Annotated in this window: 16 protein-coding genes; 7 read left to right on the top strand and 9 right to left on the bottom strand. The window is 70.0% G+C overall.

The window, feature by feature from the left end:
- Positions 1-49: 49 nt before the first annotated feature.
- The gene (locus RIV12_RS12180) at positions 50-1363 is read right to left on the bottom strand and encodes an alkaline phosphatase family protein (RefSeq protein ID WP_309324211.1); all 1314 of its coding nucleotides are present in this window, start codon (positions 1361-1363) and stop codon (positions 50-52) included.
- 11 nt (positions 1364-1374) lie between these two features.
- Entirely contained in the window at positions 1375-1995 is a 621-nt protein-coding gene (locus RIV12_RS12175; RefSeq protein ID WP_178388889.1) for a DUF5998 family protein, read from the bottom strand.
- A gap of 151 nt (positions 1996-2146) precedes the next feature.
- Here RIV12_RS12175 and RIV12_RS12170 point away from each other — a divergent pair, with 151 nt between their 5' ends.
- Entirely contained in the window at positions 2147-4696 is a 2550-nt protein-coding gene (locus RIV12_RS12170; protein ID WP_309324209.1) for a DNA gyrase/topoisomerase IV subunit A, read from the top strand.
- 68 nt (positions 4697-4764) lie between these two features.
- The gene (locus tag RIV12_RS12165) at positions 4765-6405 is read left to right on the top strand and encodes an amidohydrolase (RefSeq protein ID WP_309324207.1); all 1641 of its coding nucleotides are present in this window, start codon (positions 4765-4767) and stop codon (positions 6403-6405) included.
- Between the two features lie 25 nt (positions 6406-6430).
- Here RIV12_RS12165 and RIV12_RS12160 read toward each other — a convergent pair whose 3' ends face one another.
- The 3 genes from RIV12_RS12160 to RIV12_RS12150 form a co-directional block, all read right to left on the bottom strand.
- The gene (locus RIV12_RS12160) at positions 6431-7483 is read right to left on the bottom strand and encodes a GNAT family N-acetyltransferase (protein ID WP_309324205.1); all 1053 of its coding nucleotides are present in this window, start codon (positions 7481-7483) and stop codon (positions 6431-6433) included.
- Between the two features lie 128 nt (positions 7484-7611).
- On the bottom strand, positions 7612-9864 hold the full coding sequence (locus RIV12_RS12155; protein ID WP_309324203.1) for a DNA gyrase/topoisomerase IV subunit B: 2253 nt from the start codon (positions 9862-9864) through the stop codon (positions 7612-7614).
- Positions 9865-9967: 103 nt separating this feature from the next.
- A complete protein-coding gene (locus RIV12_RS12150; protein WP_309324201.1) occupies positions 9968-10753 on the bottom strand; it encodes a hypothetical protein in 786 nt (261 codons plus the stop codon).
- 180 nt (positions 10754-10933) lie between these two features.
- Between RIV12_RS12150 and RIV12_RS12145 the strand changes: the two genes are divergently transcribed.
- Complete coding sequence (locus RIV12_RS12145) at positions 10934-11206, top strand: DUF7455 domain-containing protein (RefSeq protein WP_178388887.1); 273 nt, start codon at positions 10934-10936, stop codon at positions 11204-11206.
- A 222-nt stretch (positions 11207-11428) separates the two neighbouring features.
- The gene (locus RIV12_RS12140; protein WP_075419073.1) at positions 11429-11839 is read left to right on the top strand and encodes a rhodanese-like domain-containing protein; all 411 of its coding nucleotides are present in this window, start codon (positions 11429-11431) and stop codon (positions 11837-11839) included.
- Between the two features lie 142 nt (positions 11840-11981).
- Here RIV12_RS12140 and RIV12_RS12135 read toward each other — a convergent pair whose 3' ends face one another.
- Positions 11982-13592 (bottom strand): RNA polymerase sigma factor, encoded by a 1611-nt coding sequence (locus tag RIV12_RS12135; RefSeq protein WP_309324199.1) that lies wholly within the window; start codon positions 13590-13592, stop codon positions 11982-11984.
- A gap of 225 nt (positions 13593-13817) precedes the next feature.
- Between RIV12_RS12135 and RIV12_RS12130 the strand changes: the two genes are divergently transcribed.
- Both RIV12_RS12130 and pknB read left to right on the top strand, forming a co-directional pair.
- Complete coding sequence (locus RIV12_RS12130; RefSeq protein ID WP_309324197.1) at positions 13818-14978, top strand: polyprenyl synthetase family protein; 1161 nt, start codon at positions 13818-13820, stop codon at positions 14976-14978.
- A 100-nt stretch (positions 14979-15078) separates the two neighbouring features.
- The gene (pknB, locus tag RIV12_RS12125; protein WP_309324195.1) at positions 15079-17109 is read left to right on the top strand and encodes a Stk1 family PASTA domain-containing Ser/Thr kinase; all 2031 of its coding nucleotides are present in this window, start codon (positions 15079-15081) and stop codon (positions 17107-17109) included.
- Positions 17110-17187: 78 nt separating this feature from the next.
- Here pknB and RIV12_RS12120 read toward each other — a convergent pair whose 3' ends face one another.
- The 3 genes from RIV12_RS12120 to RIV12_RS12110 form a co-directional block, all read right to left on the bottom strand.
- On the bottom strand, positions 17188-18537 hold the full coding sequence (locus tag RIV12_RS12120) for a class II 3-deoxy-7-phosphoheptulonate synthase (RefSeq protein WP_309324193.1): 1350 nt from the start codon (positions 18535-18537) through the stop codon (positions 17188-17190).
- A gap of 123 nt (positions 18538-18660) precedes the next feature.
- Positions 18661-19890 carry a pyrophosphate--fructose-6-phosphate 1-phosphotransferase gene (locus tag RIV12_RS12115; protein WP_309324191.1) on the bottom strand — a complete coding sequence of 410 codons (1230 nt, stop codon included), beginning with the start codon at positions 19888-19890 and terminating at the stop codon, positions 18661-18663.
- Positions 19891-20050: 160 nt separating this feature from the next.
- Positions 20051-20929: a lysophospholipid acyltransferase family protein gene (locus RIV12_RS12110; protein ID WP_075417149.1), complete on the bottom strand. Its 879-nt coding sequence runs from the start codon at positions 20927-20929 to the stop codon at positions 20051-20053.
- Positions 20930-21155: 226 nt separating this feature from the next.
- On the opposite strand from RIV12_RS12110, the gene RIV12_RS12105 reads away from it, so the two are divergent.
- Positions 21156-22170: DEDD exonuclease domain-containing protein (locus RIV12_RS12105; RefSeq protein WP_309324223.1), on the top strand; the 1015-nt coding region annotated here is incomplete at its 3' end.

Here is a 22170-nt window from a genome sequence, read left to right as displayed (position 1 = left end):
GGACCTCTCCCCGAGAGCCCTGTGGAGCTCGTAGAGCCTCTCGGGCTCCTCAGGCCTCGGTGATGAGCAGCGGCACCTCGGTCTCGGCCGGGGTGAAGGAGCCGTGGACACCGGGCATGGCGATGGCCGACTCGGAGTGGACCCGAGGATCCACGAGGACCCAGGTGTCGGCCATGGCCACGACGACGTCGCCGACGACACCTCGTGCACGTGGGCCGAGGGCGCCCAGGTGATCACCGGCCTGCTCCCGGGTCCCGATCCACATCGCGCGCTCCCCCAGGACGCGGCGGTAGCGCTGGGCCACCTCGGCGGCAAGGTCCGTGTCGCCGTCGGCGACATGCAGGTGCGTCAGCCTGGGCTCGCCGGCCACGGCGACGACATCGCGAACGAGCTCACGGTGGGAGCTCAGGTCGATGCGGTGGCCAGGATCGGTGTCGACCATGCCGTGGTCGGCACTGAGGATGATCCTGGTCCCTGCGGGGACGCGGCGGGCCAGCTGGGCCATGGCGGCGTCGAGGCGCTCGAGCTGGGTCAGCCACTGCTCGCTGAGCCATCCGTGCTTGTGACCGGTCTTGTCCAGCTCGCCGACGTAGAGGTAGACCAGCGGGGTGCCGCGGTGCAGGGCGCCGGCGGCCAGGCCGGGCCGGTCCTCCAGCCGGTCCGCCCCCAGGTGGGAGGCACCTCGTAGGGCGGCCTCGGTCAGGCCGGATCCGGCGAAGCGGGTCGGTCCGATGCTCACCGCGCTCCCGGCCGGGAGCCGCTCGAAGATCGTGGGCACGTCCTGCCAGGACCTGGGGCTGGGGACGTTGTCACCCTTCCAGGTGATGAGGCTGAGGACCTGGTCGGGGCCGGGCACGGCGGAGGCGTCAAGAACTGGCCCCAGGCGGGGGTTGAGCACCGAGTAGCCGACCATGCCGGTGGTGCCGGGCAGGGCGGAGGTTCCCAGCATGGTCAGGGCCGCGGCCGTCGTCGAGGGCCGGCAGGTGAGAATTCCGTTGCCGTTGCCGGCAGTACCGGCCTCGCACTGTCCCAGCCACCGACGCAGGGTGGGGGTGTGCCCGCGACGCTGACGGAGCATCTCCAGGCCCAGGCCGTCCACGAGGACGACGACGGTTCCCGGGCCACCGCCGGCCTCCCCGGCCGGCTCGATCCCCCAGCTGCGGGCGACCATGCGGGCCCGGGCGTCGGAGACGACAGGTTCAACATCGGGGTTGAGGTCGGTAACGCCGTCGTACGCGGTGTCGGACAGGGACAACCCGGCGCTGACGGCACCGACCGCCAGGACGTAGCGGAGCGCCGGATCCTGTGGGGAGTCCAGGGCGGGAACCGATGCGGGCTGCCCGCTGACGGTCCGGGGGCCCATCACCGGCCCCGTCACAGTGAGGCGGCGCGGGCCGCCATCTGAGAGAGCCGACCGGCGAAGGTCTCGGCGCGGGCCAGGGCGGCGGCGCCCTCCACGCCCGCGGCCACGCGGATGACGACGTCGTCGGGCACGGACACGCCGGTCATGCCGTGATCGGCCTGGCAGTCGGGGTCGCCGCAGGTGGCCGGCTCCATGTCGAGACGACGCACCGAGCCCCAGGAGACCGCGATCGTCATCTCGGTGAGGGTGCCGCCGCCCTGGGCGGGGTCGGAGACGCCACGGGTCAGGGCCATGGAGCGGATGCGGCTGAGCGGAACGGCCTCGCTGGTGGCCAGGGCGCCGGGGCTGCCGTCGTCACGGGGGGTGTCGTCAACGTGGACGATGATGAGACGGGTGGGGGTCAGGGCCAGGACGGTCAGGTGGCGGTGGACCGCCTCGGCGAAGGTGGTCTCGGCCTGAACCATGCCGGAGAGGATCTCCTCCTCGCCCGCGGCCAGGCGGAGGGTGTCGAGCACCAGCTCGGGGTAGTAGCCGGCGAGCTCCACCTGCTGCACCAGGTCGGTGAAGGCCTCCTGCGACGCCTCGCACGAGGCGGGAGCGGCGGCCGAGTTCTGGCCTGAGTGGGTCGTCATGGTCGCCATTGTGCCATCGTCCGCCCCTTCATCGTCGAGCGCCGGTATTCCCTTGCCCAAGGTCGGCCGACTGCTCCGGGCGGGTGCGTCTGACCTGTCACGCCCGGGTGTCGTGGTTTGTTTTCGGCCCGATTCCTCGGAGAATGCGCCCATGCCGAAGTCTGCCACCACCCGGACTCCTCCCCCGACCGACGGGGAGATCGTCGACCTCGACCTGTCCACGGAGATGCGCACCAGCTTCCTGGAGTACGCCTACTCCGTCATCTACGCGCGCGCCCTGCCCGACGCCCGCGACGGGCTCAAGCCGGTTCAGCGTCGCATCCTGTTCCAGATGGATCGGATGGGGCTGCGCCCTGATCGTCCGCACGTGAAGTCCTCCCGGGTCGTGGGCGACGTCATGGGTCGGCTCCACCCCCACGGCGATACCGCGATCTACGAGGCGCTGGTGCGCCTGGCCCAACCCTTCACGATGCGTCTGCCGCTCATCGACGGTCACGGCAACTTCGGCTCACTGGATGACGGTCCGGCGGCCCCCCGCTACACCGAGGCGCGTCTGGCCGCGTCGGCCCTGGCGCTGACGGCGGACCTGGATGAGGACACGGTCGACTTCGCCCCCAACTACGACTACACGCTCACCGAGCCCGAGGTGCTGCCGGCGGCCTTCCCGAACCTGCTGGTCAACGGTGCGGCAGGCATCGCGGTGGGTATGGCCACGAACATGCCGCCGCACAACCTCGTGGAGGTGGTGGCCGCCGCCCGGCACCTGCTGACTCACCCCGATGCGAGCCTCGAGGACCTCATGGCCTTCGTGCCGGGGCCAGACCTGCCCGCCGGCGGCATGATCGTGGGTCTGGACGGAATCAGGGAGGCCTATCGCACGGGGCGGGGCAAGTTCCTCACGCGGGCCACCGCTCACGTGGAGTCCGTCTCCCCGCGCCGCAAGGGCATCGTGGTCACGGAGCTGCCCTACATGGTCGGACCTGAGAAGATCATCGCCCGCATCAAGGAGGCGGTGGGCTCCAAGAAGCTTCAGGGCATCACCGACGTCGCCGATCTCACCGACCGCAGGCACGGAACCCGTCTGGTCATCAGTGTCAAGAACGGATACAACCCCGAGGCCGTCCTGGCCCAGCTCTACAAGCACACGCCGCTGGAGGACTCCTTCGGCATCAACAACGTCTCCCTCGTTGACGGTCAGCCCCACACCCTGGGCCTGCGGGAGCTGCTGGAGGTGTTCGTGCGCCACCGCCTCACAGTGGTCACCCGGCGCACGCGGTTCCGCCTGGGCAAGCGTCGCGAGCGCGCCCACCTGGTGGACGGCCTGCTCATCGCCATCCTCGACATCGACGAGGTCATCGCCGTCATCCGCTCCTCCGACGACGCCGCCACGGCGCGCACCAGGCTCATGCAGGTCTTCGACCTCACCGAGCCGCAGGCCAGCTACATCCTTGAGCTCCAGTTGCGCCGGCTCACGAAGTTCTCGGTCATCGAGCTGGAGAAGGAGCGTGACGAGCTGGCCCGGGAGATCGAGGCACTCGAGGCGATCCTGGCCGATGACGTCCTGCTGCGGCGCGTGGTCTCCCGTGAGCTGGCGGCCGTGGCCGAGCAGTTCGGTACCCCGCGGCGCACAGTGCTGCTGGAGGCCTCCGGTGAGCCGGTGACGTCGTCGGCCGGCAGCGCGGCGACTCCGGACGATGCCTCCGCCGCCTCAGGTGGCGGTGCGAAGCGGGCCGGCGCCTCCGCTCAGCCGATGACGCTCATGCCCAGCGCCTCCCCCGTGCCGCTCACCGTTCCCGATGACCCGTGCCGGGTGGTGCTGTCGGCCACCGGGCTGGTGGCGCGTATTCCCGGCGCCGAGCCGGTGGCCCGCACCGGTGGGCGCCAGCCCCACGACGCCCTGACCTCCCAGGTGCCCACCACGGCGCGTGGGCGGATCGGCGCGGTCACCGACACCGGGCGGCTGGTACTGCTCGACGTCGTCTCCACCACGGAGGTGCCCCGCAGCGAGGGGGCCCCGGGGCTGGCCGGTGCGACTCAGGTTCGCCAGCTGGTGGACATCGACCCCGAGGAGAAGGTGGTGGGCCTGGTTCCGGTGGGGTCTGCCGACAACCCGCCGATCGTCCTGGCCACGGCTGACGGTGTCATCAAGCGGGTCAAGCCCGGCGATGAGCCCAGGAACGCCGAGAGCTGGGAGGTCATCTCCCTGTCCGAGGGCGACCGGGTGGTCTTCGCCGGCACCGCAGCGGACACGGACTTCCTGGCGATGGTCACCTCTGACGCCCAACTGCTGCGGTTCCAGGCCGCCAAGGTGCGCCCGCAGGGCCGGGGCGCCGGCGGTATGGCGGGGATTTCGCTGCACGAGGGCGCCCGGGTCATCGCCGGTGCGGCGGTTCCCGAGGAGCTGCTGGCCGAGGCGGTGGTGGTCACGGTCGCGGGGTCCGAGGGATCCCTTCCGGGCACCGGCGGAGGCAGTGTCAAGGTCACCCCGTTGGATCGCTACCCGGCGAAGGGACGGGCCACGGGCGGAGTTCGCTCCCACCGCTTCCTGCGCGGTGAGGACGAGCTGATGGTGGCCTGGGTGGGCGTGGCCCCACCGCGGGCGCTGCGCGAGGGCGGTAAGCCGGTCGCGCTGCCGCAGCCTGATGAGCGACGCGACGGCTCCGGCTCGCCGCTGCCGGCCCCCATCATCGGAATCGGCTGACAGGGCCCTCTGGTAGGAGCGTCCCGGAGATCCGCCCGCGAGCAGGGCGGATGTGCCTAAAGTGGCCCATGGCCGATCAACCGTCCGCAGACCTGCTCATCAGGGACGCCCGTATCGTCCCCTTCCGGTCCCGTACCGAGCTGGGTGCCCTGCACCGTGGTGCTTCGAACCCCGGTGGTCTGGCCGCGCCGCCGCCAGGTGAGCCCGTCGACGTGCGTGTGACGGGTGGTCGCGTCGTCGAGGTGGGGCTGGGGCTGAGTGCTCCTGGGGTACGGGTTCTCCAGGCCGATGGTTCCTTCCTGATTCCCGGTCTGTGGGACGCTCACGCCCACCTGGACATGGAGGCGGCGCGCTCGGCACGCATCGACACGCTGTCCACCCGCAGCGCCGAGGAGGCCCTGGAGCTGGTGGCCCGGGCGCTGAGGGATCATCCGGCCGGTTCGCGGCCGGCCACGATCCAAGGATTCGGGCATCGTCTGTCCAACTGGCCCCGGGTGCCCACGGTTGCCGAGCTCGACGACGTCACCGGGGAGATTCCCACGTTACTCATCTCCGGGGACGTGCACTCCGGGTGGCTGAACTCGGCAGCGCTGCGGGCTCTCGGCCTGCCGGGGGCCAGTGCCCAGGACCCGGGGGCGCCGATGAAGGAGGACCCGTGGTTCGCCCTGCTGGACCGGCTCGATGAGGTTCCGGGGACTCGCGAGCTGCGGGAGTCCGGCTACCGGCAGGTCCTGGCTGACATGCTGGCCCGGGGCATCACCGGCGTGGTGGACATGAGCTGGTCGGAGGATCCCGGTGACTGGCCGCGGCGCCTGCAGGCCATGGCGACCCAGGGCGTTCTTCCTGAGGTGCTGCCCCGTATCCGTATCGGGGTCTACCGCGACAAGCTGGAGCTGTGGATCGCCAGGGGCCTGCGCACCGGGACCGAGCTGACCGGCTCACCGCACCTGCCCGACGGCTCCCCGGTGCTGGTTCAGGGGCCGCTCAAGGTCATCGCCGACGGGTCGATGGGATCGGGCAGCGCGCACATGTGCGAGCCCTACCCGACCGAGCTGGGGGTGGAACACCCCCACGGTGTGGTCAACATCGACCGGGCCGAGCTCACCGACCTCATGGCCCGCGCCGCCCGGCAGGGCTACGAGATGGCCATCCACGCCATCGGGGACGCGGCGGTCGACGACGTCGCCGCCGCCTTCGCACACTCGGGAGCCACCGGGCGCCTGGAGCACGCCCAGCTGCTGCCGGCCGACGCCCTCGACGAGCCCGACGGGGCGCTCAGGCGCCTCGTGGGCTGCGGCGTCGAGCTGTCGGTTCAGCCTGCCCACCTCATTGATGACTGGGCGGCCGTGAGTCGGGTGTGGCCGGGGCTGGAGGGGCGCACCTACGCCTTCGGGGACATGGTGTCCGCCGGGGCCCTGCTCCAGCTGGGCTCGGATGCGCCGGTGGCGCCCCTGGACCCGTGGCTGGCCATGTCGGCCGCCGTGGGACGTCGGACGCCGGATGGCTCGGTGTGGTCGCCGGATCAGCGGCTGACGGCCGAGGAGGCGCTGGCGGCCAGCGTCAACGGGGCCGGCCCGGTGGCGGTGGGTTCCCCGGCGGACCTGGTGCTCCTGGCTGAGGACCCTCTGCGCCTCGGGGCCGAGGAGCTGGCGGGCGTTCACCCAGTGGCGACCATGGTGGCCGGCGCCGTGGCTCACCTGCGAGGGTGAACCGCCCGAGCGGAGAGCACCCCGCTCAGACGTCGAGGGCGTAGAGAATGGTGCCGCGGGTGGGCACGTAGCCCAGGGACTCGTACAGGTCCACGGCACCACTGGGGTTGTCGGTGTCGACGCCGGCGGCGGCGTACTCCATGCCGTCGGCGGCGTAGGCGTGCATGGCGGCCACCAGCAGCGCCGGTCCGATCTGGCGGTGGCGGTAGTCGCTCAGGACCCCGAGCACATCGGTGTAGCCCTCGCGCCAGCCCAGTGCCTGCCAGTCCTGCTCGTAGCGGCCCGAGCGCAGGTATCCGGCAACGCGGGCCCGGTCCCCGGACCGGTCCATGGCCACGAAGCTCCACTGGGGAGCGAAGTAGGCGCTGCCCGCGGTCCAGTCCTCGGGGGTGACGTTCTCCGTCTCCCAGGCCTCGGCCATCGCCTGGTTGTAGGCACGGCGGACGTCGTCGTCGATCTCGGGCGTCCACGGGTCAATGGTGATGAAGCCGTCCAGGTCCACCTCGGGGATCTCGTCGCCGAGGAAACGGCGCACCTCCCGGTACCAGCGCATCGGCTCAAAACCCATGTCCGTGAGATGCCCCTGCATGCGCTTGTCATCCTCCATGACGGTGGTGACCACGTGGGCGGGGACCTGGGTCGACCCCTTGCCCGGCACGGAGCCGGCCCGTTCAGCACCCACGAGGTGGCGGGCCCGCTCGGCCTGCCAGTGCAGGAGGGCACGTCCGATACCGCGCTTGCGCATGGCCGGATCCACAGTGCCGGTCATGGAGGCGTAGATCTCGCCGGCCGGGCGGAGGCGTACCAGACCGAAGGCACGCATGACGCCGTCGGTGTCACGGCCGGCGACCCCGGAGTAGGTGGGGTCGAGGAAGTACTCGGCCGTCTCCTGCTCACTGGTGCGGTAAGGCGGGTTGTCGACGTCCTCGGCCCGGGCGATGAGCGCGGCCAGCTCGTGGTTGTCCTCCGGGCCCAGAGGCCGCCAGGACAGCTCCCGCGACAGGGACGAGCGGGGCCCCGGGCGCAGGATGGGCCACGGCGAGGATCCCGCCCGGCGGATACCGTAACCGGGTGCCATAGCGCACCTCCCTCATGAGGACGAAGAATAACGATCAGTCGACGAACAGCGTGCCTCGCCCTCAGGCGGGCCGCGGCACGAAGGCTACCGACCCTACCTGACTGAACGGCCGAGATCTGAGGCCTTGGTCAGGCGTCGATGCGCTCGCGATCAACGTCACGGGCGCCCGCGACGATGAATTCGCGGCGGGGCTCGACCGACGAGCCCATGAGAAGATCGAAGACGGACTCGGCCTCCATGACCTGGGCCTCATCCCCCAGTGTGATGCGCCGCAGAGTGCGGTGCTGGGGCTCCATGGTGGTCTCGGCGAGCTGGTGGGCGTCCATCTCCCCCAGGCCCTTGTAGCGCTGGGGCTCCTTGAAGCTGCGCCCCGAGCGCTCCAGGCGGCGCAGGGTGGTGACGAGCTCCTCGTCGGAGTAGGTGTAGATGATCTCCTTCTTGCGCCGCCCCGAGCCGGAGACCTCGATGCGGTGCAGGGGCGGGACGGCGGCGAAGACCCGACCCGCCTCGATCATGGGGCGCATGTAGCGGAAGAAGAGGGTCAGCAGGAGGGTGCGGATGTGGGCGCCGTCGACGTCGGCATCGGTCATGAGAATGACCTTGCCGTAACGGGCGGCCTCCAGGTCGAAGGTGCGTCCGCTGCCGGCACCGACCACCTGGATGATGGCCGAGCACTCCACGTTGCGCAGCATGTCGGCCTGGGATGCCTTCTGCACGTTGAGGATCTTGCCTCGGATCGGCAGGAGCGCCTGGAACTCGGAGTCGCGGGCGTTCTTGGCAGTTCCCAGGGCGGAATCGCCCTCGACGATGAACAGCTCGGAGGCGGCGACGTCGTCGCTGCGACAGTCGGCGAGCTTGGCCGGCAGGGAGGAGGTCTCCAGGGCCGTCTTGCGGCGGGTGATCTCCTTGTGCAGGCGCGCCGAGACGCGGGCGCGCATCTCGCCGACGATCTTCTCCTCCAGGGCCCGCGCCTGGGTCTTGAGGTCCCGTTTGGAGGAGGTCAGCAGGGCGGTGAGCTCGCGCTCGACCACCTTGGAGACGATCTGGCGCACGGGCCCGGTGCCCAGGACCTCCTTGGTCTGTCCCTCGAACTGGGGCTCGGGCACGCGCACGGTGATGACGGCGGTCAGGCCCGCCATGATGTCGTCCTTCTCGACGCGCCCGTCCTTGGAGGTGAGCTTCAGGGCCCGGGAGTCGGCCTCGATGCGCTTGCGCAGCACCTTGGTGAGGGCCTGCTCGAACCCGGTCAGGTGGGTGCCGCCCATGGGGGTGGCGATGATGTTGACGAAGGAGCGCTCCGTGGTGTCGTAGCCGACCCCCCATCGCAGCGCGACGTCGACCATGCAGGTGCGCTCGACCTCGACGGGCCGCAGGTGACCGCTGGCCCGGTCGAGCTGCTGGACGGTCTCGGTGTAGGTGCCCTCACCGGTGAGGCGGAAGGTGTCGGTGACCGAGCCGTCGGAGGCCAGGAAGTCGACGAAATCGGCGGTGCCGCCCAGGGCCTGGAAGACCTCGACGCCCTCGTCGGCGCCGGTGTCGAACAGGTCGCCGCGGTTCTCGGTGGCGTTCTTGGCGGCCGCCCGCAGGGTGACCTCGTGGACGGCGTCGTCGGTCTCGCCGGCATCGGCGGCGGGCGTGGTGGAGGCGGCGATGGCCTCGGCCTCGGGGCGCTTGTCCTCCAGACGCAGGGTGAGGCCCGGTACGAGGAAGCTGGTCTGACGCAGGCGGGCGCGCAGGGCGGCGGCGTCGTACTCGGTGGGCTTGGGGAAGATCTGGGGGTCGGCCCAGTAGCGCACCCGGGTGCCGGTCACGCCGCGACGCACCTTGCCGATGACGCGCAGCTCGGAGGCCTTCGTGAACTCGGTGAAGGGTGAGGAGGGGCTGCGTCCGGCGGAGTCGTCGAAGATGCCGGGCTCACCGCGGTGGAAGCTCATGGCGTAGGTCTTGCCGCCACGGTCGACCTCGACGTCCATGCGCTCGGCCAGGGCGTTGACGACGGACGCCCCCACTCCGTGCAGGCCGCCGGCGGCGCCGTAGGAGCCGCCGCCGAACTTCCCGCCGGCGTGCAGCTTGGTGTAGACGAGCTCGACGCCGGTCAGTCCGGAGGAGGGCTCGATGTCCACGGGCACGCCGCGCCCGTTGTCGCGCACCTCGATGGAGCCGTCGTCGTGGACGGTCACCGAGATGTCGTCGCCGTGCCCCTCGAGGGCCTCGTCGACGGCGTTGTCGACGATCTCCCACACGCAGTGCATGAGGCCGCGCTGGTCGGTGGAGCCGATGTACATTCCCGGGCGCTTGCGCACGGCCTCGAGCCCCTCCAGGACGGAGAGGTGGCGGGCGGAGTAGTCGCCCCGGCTGGTCTTGTTCTCGGATGAGGGCACGCTGGGAATCTAGCCGATCAGTGCCGCCGGTGCCTTGTGCCCCGCCGCGACAGGCGTGTGGCGTCCTACGTCATGCAGCCGCCATCCGAGGCCGTCGGGGCCTCTACCCAAGCGGGAGGGCGGGGCTCACCCTCGCGCTGCCGATCCCACGGCCCGCCTTACCCAGCCGGAAGCGCACCCGCTTCTTGAGCACAGTGCCTGAGACGGCCCGCCCGTCCACCAGCCCCTCAGCGGGGAAGAGCGTGAAGGTCCACCGCTCGGCGTAGTCGGAATCGGGGACGAGGCCGGGCGGGCACTGCAGGAGACGGGCTCCCCAGACCTGACGGGTCATGAGGGCCCGGGTGTCGACGCCGTCGACCTCGAAGAGCTCCGCGGGGGCTGCGGTGACGTCCTCATGGCTTCCCGCCGAGATCCCGTACTGGCCGACGACGCCGGCCGCCACCATCCAGCCGTCCTTGCCCAACGTGGTCCCGGCGAGGTCACCGGGGTCAGCGGCGCCAGTGAGGTCGACACCCTCCCCCAGGGCCGGCTCGACGAAGTCCTCGAGCAGGTCGGGCTGCTGACCGCGGCGGATACACGGTTCCACGGCGCCCCGGGTGTCGAGTCGGTCGACGGACGGAATCGCCAGGAGCCCGTAGTCGACTTCCTCGGAGAAACGAAACGGGGCGAAGTGCTCCCTTAAGTGGGCCACCGCCCGCTCGGCCCGCTCCCAGCGGGCACCGGCGCCGTCTCCGACTCCTGCACCCTCGTCCAAGCACTCGGCGACGACCTCGGCAGGCGGCCGCAGCCCCACGACCTCCAGCCGCCGACGAAGGGCAGTGTTGGTCACCCAGCCCGAATGCTCCAGACGCGCGATCTCAAGGTCGCGGAACTCCTGCACCACCGACATCCTGTCTGCTCCCCTCCCGACTTTCCGGGCGTTGACGGCTCGCTACCACCCAGCATTCACCCGATCGGTCATATCTGTGGTGACGTGCACCATGGCAGTGATGCGCCGTGGGCGAAAGCGCGTGCGCCTCAGGCGGAAACGGCTGTCTCCGACAGGTGGAAGCGCCTGCGTCATGATGCAATGCAGTCCATGAGCACAACCGGAACCTCGACCGCCGCACAGGCGGTGACCACCCTGGACGAGCAGACCACTCCTGCCGCCGACTCCGCCGAGCGCCCGCTGACCACAGCCGACCGCTGCGACGTCTGCGACGCACAGGCCTACGTCCGAGTCGTCATGCTGACCGGCGAGCTCTTCTTCTGCGGCCACCACGCCCGCAAGCACGGAGAGAAGCTCAAGGAGGTCGCCCTGCTGTTCCAGGACGAGACCGCGAACCTGACCGCCGGCAGCTGACGCCGCCGGCCGACCCAGCCGACGTGGACTTTTTCACTGACGTCGGCGCTGCGCTTCACTGAGTATCACAGCCATTTTCTACCGGATGCCGCATATCCTCCTCCCTGAGGCCCTGCTCCTGTTCCCTCCCCGAGTCCCCCGGCACAGAGCCTTACGCTGATTGAAGCATCCCGCCCCTCATCCAGGCTCGACGAAGCCGCGTGACCCTTCAAGGAACTGTCTGTGAAACGCCCCCTCCGCGTCATGACCGCCTCTGCCCTGCTCGTCTTCTGCGGCGCACTAGCGCTTTCCGGATGCTCCGGCTCCGCCGGCTCCAGCGCCTCCCCCTCAGCACACACCGCCCCAGCGGATGCGGAGGCCACCGGCCCCGTCGTCATCATCGACCTGCGTTCGGCCGAGGAGTTCAAGAAGGGACACTTGGAGGGCGCCGTCAACTACGACTTCTCCTCGGGTGACTTCTCCAGCCAGATCTCGAGCCTGGACCACAACTCCCAGTACCAGCTCTACGGCTCCGCCGATCAGCCCAAGATGGCCAGCGCCGTCATGCGCAACGCCGGCTTCGCCGGCGTCACCGAGCTGGGGACCTTCGACGCGGCCAAGAAGACCACCGGAGCCAAGGTGGTCACCGGCTGATACCGGGCCGGCCAGGAGGGCACCACGGTCTCCTTTTGGCCGCCTCATGACTCGTGTCAACGGCGTCGGCCCCGGAACCCATGCGGTTCCGGGGCCGACGCCGTTGAGATGAGCGAGCCGGTGGACTCTCTGCCCTATCCGGTCAGTCCAGATAGTCGCGCAGGACCTGGCTGCGCGAAGGGTGGCGCAGCTTGGACATGGTCTTGGACTCGATCTGGCGGATGCGCTCTCGGGTGACCCCGTAGACCTTGCCGATCTCGTCGAGGGTCTTGGGCTGGCCGTCGGTCAGACCGAAGCGCATGGAGACCACGCCTGCCTCGCGCTCCGAGAGGGTGTCCAATACAGCGTGGAGCTGCTCCTGGAGGAGGGTGAAGCTCACCGCGTCGGCCGGGACCACGGCCTCGGAGTCCTCAATGAGGTCACCGAACTCGGAGTCCCCGTCCTCACCCAGCGGTGTGTGCAGGGAGATCGGCTCGCGCCCGTACTTCTGGACCTCAACCACCTTCTCCGGGGTCATGTCCAGCTCGACCGCCAGCTCCTCCGGGGTGGGCTCACGTCCCAGGTCCTGGAGCATCTGGCGCTGCACCCGGGCGAGCTTGTTGATGACCTCGACCATGTGCACCGGGATGCGGATGGTACGGGCCTGGTCCGCCATCGCGCGGGTGATGGCCTGGCGGATCCACCAGGTGGCGTAGGTGGAGAACTTGAAGCCCTTGGTGTAGTCGAACTTCTCCACGGCGCGGATGAGGCCCAGGTTGCCCTCCTGGATGAGGTCCAGGAAGAGCATGCCGCGCCCCGTGTAGCGCTTGGCCAGGGAGACCACCAGTCGTAGGTTGGCCTCCAGCAGGTGGTTCTTGGCCCTCTGGCCGTCCTGGGCCACCCAGTGCAGCTCGCGACGCAGCTTGGCCGGCAGGTCGTTGCCCTCCTCAGCCAGGCGGTGCTCGGCGTAGAGGCCGGCCTCGATGCGCTTGGCGAGCTCGACCTCCTGCTCGGCGTTCAGCAGCGCGACCTTACCGATCTGCTTGAGGTAGTCCTTGACCGGGTCCGCGGTGGCGCCGGCGGTGACGACCCGCTGGGCGGGCTCGTCGCCCTCGTCGGAGTCGGAGACGGTGAAGGAGCCGTCCTTGTCCTGGGACTTGCCGCGCTTACCGGATTTCTTGGAGGCGGCCTTCTCCGCCTCCTCCCGACGCATGCGCTCGAGCTCACCGGTCAGGGCCGCGATGGAGGGCTGCATCTTGATGCCCTTGATGACCCAGCCGCGGAAGATGTAGCCGTTCTGAGCGAGGTAGTCGCGCGCCACCATCGGGGCGGAGTCGCCCACGACGAACCGGGGCACCGGTCCGTGGCCGTAGGGAGCCAGCGTGATGGGCTCCTCCAGGGTGCCGTGGCCGGCGATCTCCAGGTTCTCCACAATTGTGCGCGAACGCACGAAGAGAGTCGCCCCGGGAGCCAGGCGGACCCCTTTGAGCGAGGCGGGGTTGTTGAAGGGGCTGCGCTTGGAGCCGTCGCCGTTCTCCTCCAGGCTCACATCCAGGTAGTAGTCGCGCAGCTCAGGAGCCGGGCCGTCATCCTCCTGGACGGTCTGCGCCTCGGAGTCGTCATCCTGGTCCTCGTCCTCATCAGAGGAGTCCTCGTAGTCCTCGTCGTCGTAGTCGGCGTCGTCGTCGAGGTCGAAGTCCTCGTCGTCGAGCGGGGTCTCGTCGACGTCGTCAGTGAGCTCGGTGCTGGAGCGCGTCACTGTGGAAGAAGCCACGGAGTTCCTTTCGCGTGGGCGGGCGGACAGCCAGTGTCGGGGTATGGGAACCCGATCCGGCACAGCAGACAACCCCAGAATTGTAGCGTTTATTCCCCAGGTTCTCCGCACGGGCGGCTTAGTATGACCTCACCTTGTTCGCAGTCGGCGTCCCGCCGCGGCAAAACCGTTGCCGGGAGCGTCACCGCCCCTCCTGATGTCCGCCCTGGGTCTACTCTGGCGGCTATGAGCGCGCTGCCTGCGGCCCTGGGCCGTATCCGTCCCGTCGTCGAGCACCGTCTGACGGAGGTCCTGGAGGACTGCCACCGGCGTTGGGAGGACCTGGGGCAGGCCGCACCGGATCTGCTCCAGGCTGCCGAGAGCGTCCTGAGCGGGGGTAAGCGCATGCGGGCCGTCCTGGGGGCCGTCGGCTGCGCGCTCCTGAGCACGTCGGAGCACCGAGCCGAGTGCCTGACCGGTTCCGACGCCGTCCACCTGGGTGCGGCGCTGGAGCTCTACCAGGCCAGCGCCCTGGTCCATGACGATCTCATGGACGGCGCCGACACTCGACGGGGCCTGCCCGCGGCGCACCGCGCCTTCGGCCGGGACCACGAGGCCCGCGGCTGGCTGGGACGCCCACAGACCTTCGGAGCCAATGGCGCCATCCTTCTCGGTGACCTCCTACTGTCCCTGGCCGGCGAGGAGATGAGCGCACTGGCGCAGTCGCGCGCCTCCTGCGAGACCGGCAGCAGAGCGGCCCGGTACGCCCGGAGCGCCTTCGACGCCATGACCACCGAGGTGGCCCTGGGCCAGTTCCTCGATGTGCGCAGCGAGAACCTGCCCCTGCCCCGGGGCCGGGAGCCGGGTGCCGCGGCCAGACGCATGCACGACGACGCCCTGTCGGTCGTGCGTCACAAGTCGGCCCGGTACTCGGTGCGCCACCCGCTGCTCATCGGCGCCCTCCTGGCCGGCCTGGATCCGAGCGGGCCCACCGCCGAGTACCTGGCCGCCTTCGGCGAGGACGTCGGCATAGCCTTCCAGCTGCGCGACGACGAGCTGGGCGTCTTCGGCTCGCCGCAGGCCACCGGCAAGCCGGCCGGCGACGACCTGCGCGAGGGCAAGCGCACGGTGCTGCTGGCCCTGACCTGGGGACTTTGCGACGAGGCCGGCCGGCAGCTGCTCGGCAGCGTCCTGGCCAATCCCGAGGCGACACCGGAGCAGATCGGCGAGGTCGCCGCTCTCATCGAGGACTGCGGCGCGCGCGCCGCCCACGAGGAGATCATCACCATGCACCGCGACGCCGGGAGCCGGGCGCTGGAGCGCCTCAGGAACGAGGGCGTGGTGAGCACCGCATCCCTGGAGGACCTGGCGGTGCTGGCGGACCTGCTGACACACCGGCTCTCCTGACCCGGCCGAGGACACGGGGACACCCCGACGGGTGGGCAGTACTACCCGCCTCATCCGACCACCGGCTGTCACGGCACCACCGGCATCGTAGAATCGCGCCGTGGTCACAGATCCCCTCATTGGTCGGCTGGTCGACTCTCGCTACGAGATCGTCGACCGCCTCGCGCGCGGCGGGATGGCCACCGTCTACCGCGCCCACGACCGTCGCCTGGACCGGACCGTGGCGCTCAAGCTCATGCACGCCCACCTGGCCGACTCCCCCGACTTCGTCTCGCGCTTCCGCCGTGAGGCGCGGGCCGCGGCACGCCTGTCCAACCCGGGTGTGGTGGCCGTCTTCGATCAGGGCAGCCTCGACGGGGTGGCCTACCTCGTCATGGAGTACGTCGAGGGGCCCACACTGCGCGACCTCATCGCAGCAGGACCACTGTCAGTCAAGGAGGCCCTGGGGCTGGTTGCCCAGCTGCTGCGCCCGCTCGGCGCCGCCCACCGGGCCGGCCTGGTCCACCGCGACATCAAGCCGGAGAACGTCCTGCTGCCCTCGGACGGCTCTGTGGCCAAGGTGGCCGACTTCGGTCTGGCCCGGGCGGTCACAGAGGTGACGCAGACGACGACGGGCAACGTGCTGGGCACGGTCGCCTACCTGGCGCCCGAGCTCATCACCTCCGGGGACTCCACCTCTCGCGCCGACGTCTTCTCCGCCGGGGTGGTCCTCTACGAGCTCCTCACCGGCCAGCAGCCCTTCACCGCGGACTCCCCCATTCAGATCGCCTTCCGCAACGTCCACGAGGACGTGCCCCTGCCCTCCAAGCTGGTGCCCGAGATGCCGGCCGACGTCGACGAGCTCGTGGCCACCATGACTCGCCGTGAGCCGCAGGAGCGCCCGGCCGACGCCGATGAGGCGCTGGCGCTGCTGCGTAACGTCGTCGACGAGCTGACCGACTCCGAGCTCTCCGTGCGCCGCGGTGGCGGCACCGGCTCGATCCGCACCCAGGAGGTCATGACGGCCAACGCTCAGGCCGCCCGCTCCGCCATCGGTGATGAGCCCCAGGACGACGACGCCGACGTCTCCTCAGCCGAGGACTCCTCGTCGCACGCCGGTATGCGGACCGTCTCCCTTCCCATCGGCTCCATCGGCCCGGACTCCAGGGGGAGAACACGCGCACTCTCACGCAAGGCCGTGGCGGCCGACGCGCAGAAGACCACCGCCGTCCCCACACGGAAGACGGTCACCGGCGGTTTCAGCCGCCGCCGTGCGATCATCATCGGGCTGCTCGCCGTGGCCGGAACCGGGGCGAGCGCCACCTGGTACCTGACGGCCGGTCCGGGCAGGAGGGTCTCCGTGCCCAACATCGTCGGCATGTCCGAGGACCAGGCACAGCTCGCCCTGGAGAAGCAGGGGCTCGACTGGGGCACGCCGGAGCGCGTCTACTCCGACACGGTCCCGGCCGGCAGCATCGTCTCCTGCCGGCCGAAGGCGGGCCAGAAGGTGGGACTCGGCCAGGTCGTCACCGCCGCTGTCTCCCGGGGCGTGGAGACCAAGACCGTTCCCGACGTCGTCGGAAAGACCAAGGATCAGGCCACGGCCGCGATCAAGGCGGCCGGACTGAACCTGGGGGACGTCACCGAGGAGTACTCCGCCAGCATCGACTCGGGCAAGGTCATCTCCTCCGACCCCAAGGCCGGCAAGGTCATCAAACACACTGAGAAGGTCTCGCTCGTGGTCTCCAAGGGCAAGGAACCGGCCACGATCCCCGACGTGACCGGTCTGAGCGAGGATGAGGCCACGAAGGCCCTGGAGGACACCGGCCTGAAAAAGGGCAAGGTCAGCAAGGGCTACTCCGACTCCGTGGCCAAGGGGAACGTCATCTCCTCCTCGCCCATCGCCGGTGCCTCGGGCTACTACAAGGGCGACTCGGTGGACCTGACCGTCTCCAAGGGGCCGGAGAAGGTGACGATCCCCGACGTGACCGGCAAGAGCCGGGACGAGGCCAAGAAGACCCTGGAGGACGCCGGGCTCAAGGTGGAGGTCAACAAGCGCCTGGGCGGCCCCTTCGGGACGGTGCGCTCCACCGACCCCGCGCCGGGCTCCAGCGTCAAGCCGGACTCCAAGGTCACCATCAACATCTTCTGACGGCTGTGGCCCGGTTCCGCCGGAGCGGACCGGGCCACGTTTCGCCGGAACTGTGGGACGGGCTCTCGGTGGAGGTTTTCAGCCCTTGAGCATCTCGGCGATCTCGAAGGCGACCTCGAGGGACTGCTGGTGGTTGAGGCGCGGGTCAACGAGGGTCTCGTAGTGCTCGGCCAGGCCGGCCTCGTCGATGTGCTCGCCGCCGCCGAGGACCTCGGTGACATCGTCGCCGGTGAGCTCGACGTGGATGCCGCCCGGGGCGGTGCCCAGGGAGCGGTGCACCTCGAAGAAGCCGCGGATCTCGTCGAGGATCGTCTCGAAGCGGCGGGTCTTGTAGCCGTTGTCCGAGGTGATGGTGTTGCCGTGCATGGGGTCGGCGATCCAAGTGACGGGGCGCCCGTCGACACGCACCGCCTCCACCAGTGCCGGTAGAGCATCGCGGATGCGGTCGGCGCCCATGCGGGTGATGAGGGACAGGCGTCCGGGCAAACCGTCGGGGTTGAGGCGGTCCATGAGCCGGGCGACGTCGTCGGGGGACGTGGTGGGGCCGACCTTGACGCCCACGGGGTTGTGGACGCCGGCGAGGATGGCGACGTGGGCGCCGTCGGCCTCGCGGGTGCGCTCCCCCACCCAGAGCATGTGGGCGGAGGTGTCGTACAGGCGCCCGGAGCGGGAGTCCTCGCGGATCATGGCGTCCTCGTACTCCAGGAGGAGGGCCTCGTGGGCGGCGTAGAAGTCGACCTGGCGCAGGGCGTCGAAGTCGACGCCGGCGGCCTCCATGAAGCGCATGGCCCGGTCGATCTCCTCGGCGAAGGACTCGAAGCGCTTGTAGGCGGGGTTGGCGGTGAAGCCGCGGTTCCAGGAGTGGACCTCGCGCAGGTCCGCGTAGCCGCCCATCGTGAAGGCGCGGATGAGGTTGAGGGTGGTGCCCGAGCGCAGGTAGGCGTCCAGCATGCGTGTGGGGTCGGGGATGCGGGCCTCGGGGGTGAACTCGTGGCCGTTGACGGAGTCGCCGCGGAAGGAGGGCAGGGTGACCTCGCCGCGGGTCTCGGTGTCCGAGCTGCGGGGCTTGGCGTACTGACCGGCCATGCGGCCGATCTTGACCACGGGCGTGGAGGCGCCGTAGGTGAGGACCGCGGCCATCTGGAGGATGGTCTGGACCTTGAGGCGGATGTTGTCGGCCGTGTTGTGGGTGAAGGACTCGGCGCAGTCCCCGCCCATGAGGACGAAGGCGTCCCCGGCACTGGCCTGGGCGATGAGGTCGCGCAGGGAGTCGACCTCTCCGGCGAAGACGAGCGGGGGCCGGCGGCACAGGTCCGCCACCACGTCGGCCAGCGCGGCCTCATCGGGGTAGGTCGGCTGCTGGAGGGCGGGCAGGTGGCGCCATGCGGGGACCTGGACGTCCGTGCGGGCGACGGAGAGCTCGTTCATCACGCCCGTCAGCATAGGCCAGTCGGGATATGGCCCGGAATCGGGCCGCATCGCGGAACAGAGCGGCCGGCGCCGTCACAAAGGACGGCACCGGCCGTGTTGTCTCAGAGTGCGGGCTCAGCCTCAGTGCTCGGGAGCAACCTCGGCGGGCTCGACCTTCTGGCCCAGGTCGGCCATGAGGTCGGTGAACCACTGCTGGGTGATGTCGAAGGGCTTGGCGCCGGCGATGCGCGGGAAGGCGATCGCGGTGAGCTCGTCGTTGTTCTCCTCGTCCTGGCCGATGACGCCGGACTCGCCGCGCAGGGCGCAGTCGACGGCCAAGTCGCACATCTTCTTGATGAGGGCGAGGTCCTCGGCGTTGGCGTGGGCGGCGCGCGAGTAGTAGCCGGACTTCTGGACCATGACCTTCTCAGCGCCGATGAGCTCGGCGAACTGCTTGGCAAACCACTGGCCGGGGTTGATGGTGTCGAGCTTGACGTGGCCGAAGGGGTCGCGCTGGACCTCCTGGCCGGCGGCCTCCATCTCCGCGATGATCTCGGGGACGCCGGCGCCCTCGGACAGGAAGATGTTGACGTTGCCCTGCTCGTCCATGATGGCCTTGAGGCGCTCGGCCTCGGCGGCGATGTCGAGCTTCATCTCGGGGACGAAGACGGCGTGGACGTCCCAGCGCTCCTTGGTCAGGCCGAGGGAGGGGACCCACTGCTTGGTCTGGAGCAGGTCGTGGTAGCGACGGGCGGTCTCGGCGGTGAGGTAGCCGCAGTTGCGGCCCATGCACTCGTGGACGATGAGCATGCGGGGGTTGGAGCGGTGCTCGCCGATGACGTTGAAGGCGAAGCCGGCGCCCTCGTCGGCCGCGGTCCAGGCGCCCAGGGACTGGCGGATCGGGACGACGTCGTTGTCGATGGTCTTGGGCAGACCGACGACGGTGAGCTCGTAGTCGTTCTCGTGGAGATAGGCGGCCAGGTCCGCGGCGGTGGTGTTGGTGTCGTCACCACCGATGGTGTGCAGGACGTCGACGCCGTCCTTGCGCAGCTGTTCGGCGGCGAACTCCAGGGGGTTGACACCCTCCTTCACGAGGCCGCGCTCGACGAGGTTCTTGGCGTTGGTGAGCTTGACACGGGAGTTTCCGATCGGGGATCCGCCGAAGTCGCGCAGGATGCCGGCGTTCTTGCGGGCCTCGTCGTCGATGACGATGTAGTTGCCGGTGAGCAGGCCGTGGTAGCCGTACTGGTAGGCGATGATCTCGACCTCGGGAGCGACCTGCGTGTAGCGCTCGATGAGGTCGCCGACGGCGGCGGACAGACAGGGGGCGAAACCGCCAGCGGTGAGCAGGGCGACGCGACGAATCGACATCGGGAACCTTTCGGGTTGTGGGTACTCGGGGCCAGCGCCCCGGCCGGATCGGGCGGCACGGGCCGCACCGGGCGTCAGTCTACGTGCCATCGGTAGCCGCTGACAGGGACCAACCGGACGGAATCAGGGAGCCGGGGTAGTCGCCCCGTCCCCAAAGCCCCTACTCGGCGCCGGGCTCGGCCTCGTCGTCGGAGGCCTTGTCCTTCTTCTTGTCCTTGCCGCTCTTGTCCTCCGGCGGCTCGGGCACGGAGACCTCGGGGGCAGGGCGGCCACCGGGCGCGGCCACAGGCGCGGCCGAGGGGCGGGCCTGCGCCTGGGCGGCGAGCATCTCGGTGACGACCTCATCGGCGGTCTTCTTCTCCGAGTCCATGGCCTTCTTGACGTCGGCGGCGTAGAGGTCCACGTACTCCTGGCCGGAGAGCGCCATGAGCGCGTACATGATCTCGTCGGTGATGGAGCGCAGCACGAAGCGGTCGTTCTCCAGGCCCTTGTAGCGGGAGAAGTCCAGCGGCTCGCCGATGACGATGCCGACGCGGTGGCGGGTGGAGGGGATGGACTTACCGATCGGCTGGGCCAGGTTGGAGCCGATCATCGCCACGGGCACCACGGGGGCGCCGGTGGCCAGGGCGATGCGGGCCACACCTGTCTTGCCACGGTAGAGGCGCCCGTCGGGACTGCGCGTGCCCTCGGGGTATATGCCGAAGAGCTGCCCCGAGCGCAGGCGGTCGATGCCGGCCTGGAGCGCCGCCTGGGAGGCCTTGCCGCCGGAGCGGTCCACGGGGATGGTGCCCACCGTCTTCATGAAGTTCTTCACCGCCCAGCCCTTGACGCCCTTGCCGGTGAAGTAGTCGGCCTTGCCGATGAAGGCGACCTCACGGTCCACCAGCAGCGGCAGGAAGAAGGAGTCGATGACCGCCAGGTGGTTGGAGGCCAGGATCGCCGCGCCCTCGGTGGGAATGTTCTCCTCACCGCGGATCCAGGGCTGATAGAGCATCTCCAGGGCCGGGCCGACTGTTGCCTTGATGGGTCCGTATCCCACGCGGGGCCTCCTGTGAACTGCTGGCTGGGCGGCCACCACACGGTCCTGCACCATCGGAGACGGACGGCACCGGAGCCGGCCGGTGCCGCTCGGGTATGGGGATGATTCTAGGGTGCTTCCCACCCTGCTCGCACCGACTTCCCGACTACTGGCGAGGATGCATGTCACTGCCATCCTCTAGCCTGCGACCGTGAGCACCATCGGGACCCAGGTGTCCTTCGCCGACATGGGCACGCCCCTGGAGCGGACGACCTTCGTCGTGGTGGACCTGGAGACCACCGGTGGGGCGCCGGGCGCTCGCTCTCTGACCGAGATCGGGGCCGTCAAGGTGCGCGGCGGACAGGTACTGGCGGACTTCTCCACCCTGGTCAACCCCGGTGTCGCCATCCCCGCCCAGATCACGATGCTCACCGGCATCACGAACGCCATGGTGGCCGGCGCCCCCGGCGTACGCACCTGCGTGGAGGCCTTCCTGTCCTGGGCGGATCTGCTGGCCGACGACGTCGTCCTCGTGGCCCACAACGCCCGCTTCGACGTCGGTCACCTGCGTGGCGCCGCGGCGACCCTGGGCCTGGAGTGGCCCGAGCCCCGCGTGCTGGACACGCTGGCGCTGGCCCGCAAGGCCTGGAGCCGCAGCGAGGTGCCCAACCACAAGCTGGGGACGCTGGCCGCCTTCGTGGGCTCCCGGACCCGTCCCACGCACCGGGCCCTGGATGACGCGCGCGCCACCGTGGACGTGCTGCACTCGGCCCTGGAGGTCATGGCGCCGCTCGGCGTCACGCACCTGGAGGACCTGACCACGGCCTCCGACCCGGTTCCGGCCAGGCGCCGGGCCAAGAGCCGACTGGCCGACGCTCTTCCCAGTGGCCCCGGCGTCTACCAGTTCCGCTCGGCGGCCGACCAGGTGCTCTACGTGGGCAGCGCCGTGGACCTCAAGCGTCGGGTGCGCTCCTACTTCACCGCCGCGGAGAAGCGCCGCAAGGTGGCGCAGATGCTGGACACCACCGTGAGCGTGCGGCACATCGCCACCCCCACGCTCATTGAGGCGCGGGTGCGCGAGCTGCGGATGATCGCCGAGCTCGACCCACCGGTCAACCGCCGCTCCCGGGCCCCGCGCCGCCGCCCCTGGCTCCACCTGGCCCAGGGCTCAGGCCCGGGGACCGAGCCGCGGTTGGCACTCACCACCGTGCTGCCCACGGAGGAGGTCGACCGCGCGGTCGGCCCCTTCGCCTCGCGCAGCC

Source organism: Actinomyces stomatis, from assembly GCF_031292835.1.
In the GTDB taxonomy this organism is placed as follows: domain Bacteria; phylum Actinomycetota; class Actinomycetes; order Actinomycetales; family Actinomycetaceae; genus Actinomyces; species Actinomyces stomatis.
Note: the sequence above shows the minus strand (reverse complement) of the source record. Positions and strands in the feature narration are given on the sequence as shown.

Excerpts from the sequence above, each read along its gene's own strand:
- RIV12_RS12145 (WP_178388887.1), top strand. The coding sequence starts at position 10,934 with ATGCAGTCCATGAGCACAACCGGAACCTCGACCGCCGCACAGGCGGTG.
- RIV12_RS12180 (WP_309324211.1), bottom strand. The coding sequence starts at position 1,363 with ATGGGCCCCCGGACCGTCAGCGGGCAGCCCGCATCGGTTCCCGCCCTG.
- RIV12_RS12150 (WP_309324201.1), bottom strand. The coding sequence starts at position 10,753 with ATGTCGGTGGTGCAGGAGTTCCGCGACCTTGAGATCGCGCGTCTGGAG.
- RIV12_RS12165 (WP_309324207.1), top strand. The coding sequence starts at position 4,765 with ATGGCCGATCAACCGTCCGCAGACCTGCTCATCAGGGACGCCCGTATC.
- RIV12_RS12115 (WP_309324191.1), bottom strand. The coding sequence starts at position 19,890 with ATGTCGATTCGTCGCGTCGCCCTGCTCACCGCTGGCGGTTTCGCCCCC.
- RIV12_RS12170 (WP_309324209.1), top strand. The coding sequence starts at position 2,147 with ATGCCGAAGTCTGCCACCACCCGGACTCCTCCCCCGACCGACGGGGAG.
- RIV12_RS12130 (WP_309324197.1), top strand. The coding sequence starts at position 13,818 with ATGAGCGCGCTGCCTGCGGCCCTGGGCCGTATCCGTCCCGTCGTCGAG.
- RIV12_RS12160 (WP_309324205.1), bottom strand. The coding sequence starts at position 7,483 with ATGGCACCCGGTTACGGTATCCGCCGGGCGGGATCCTCGCCGTGGCCC.
- RIV12_RS12175 (WP_178388889.1), bottom strand. The coding sequence starts at position 1,995 with ATGACGACCCACTCAGGCCAGAACTCGGCCGCCGCTCCCGCCTCGTGC.
- RIV12_RS12120 (WP_309324193.1), bottom strand. The coding sequence starts at position 18,537 with ATGAACGAGCTCTCCGTCGCCCGCACGGACGTCCAGGTCCCCGCATGG.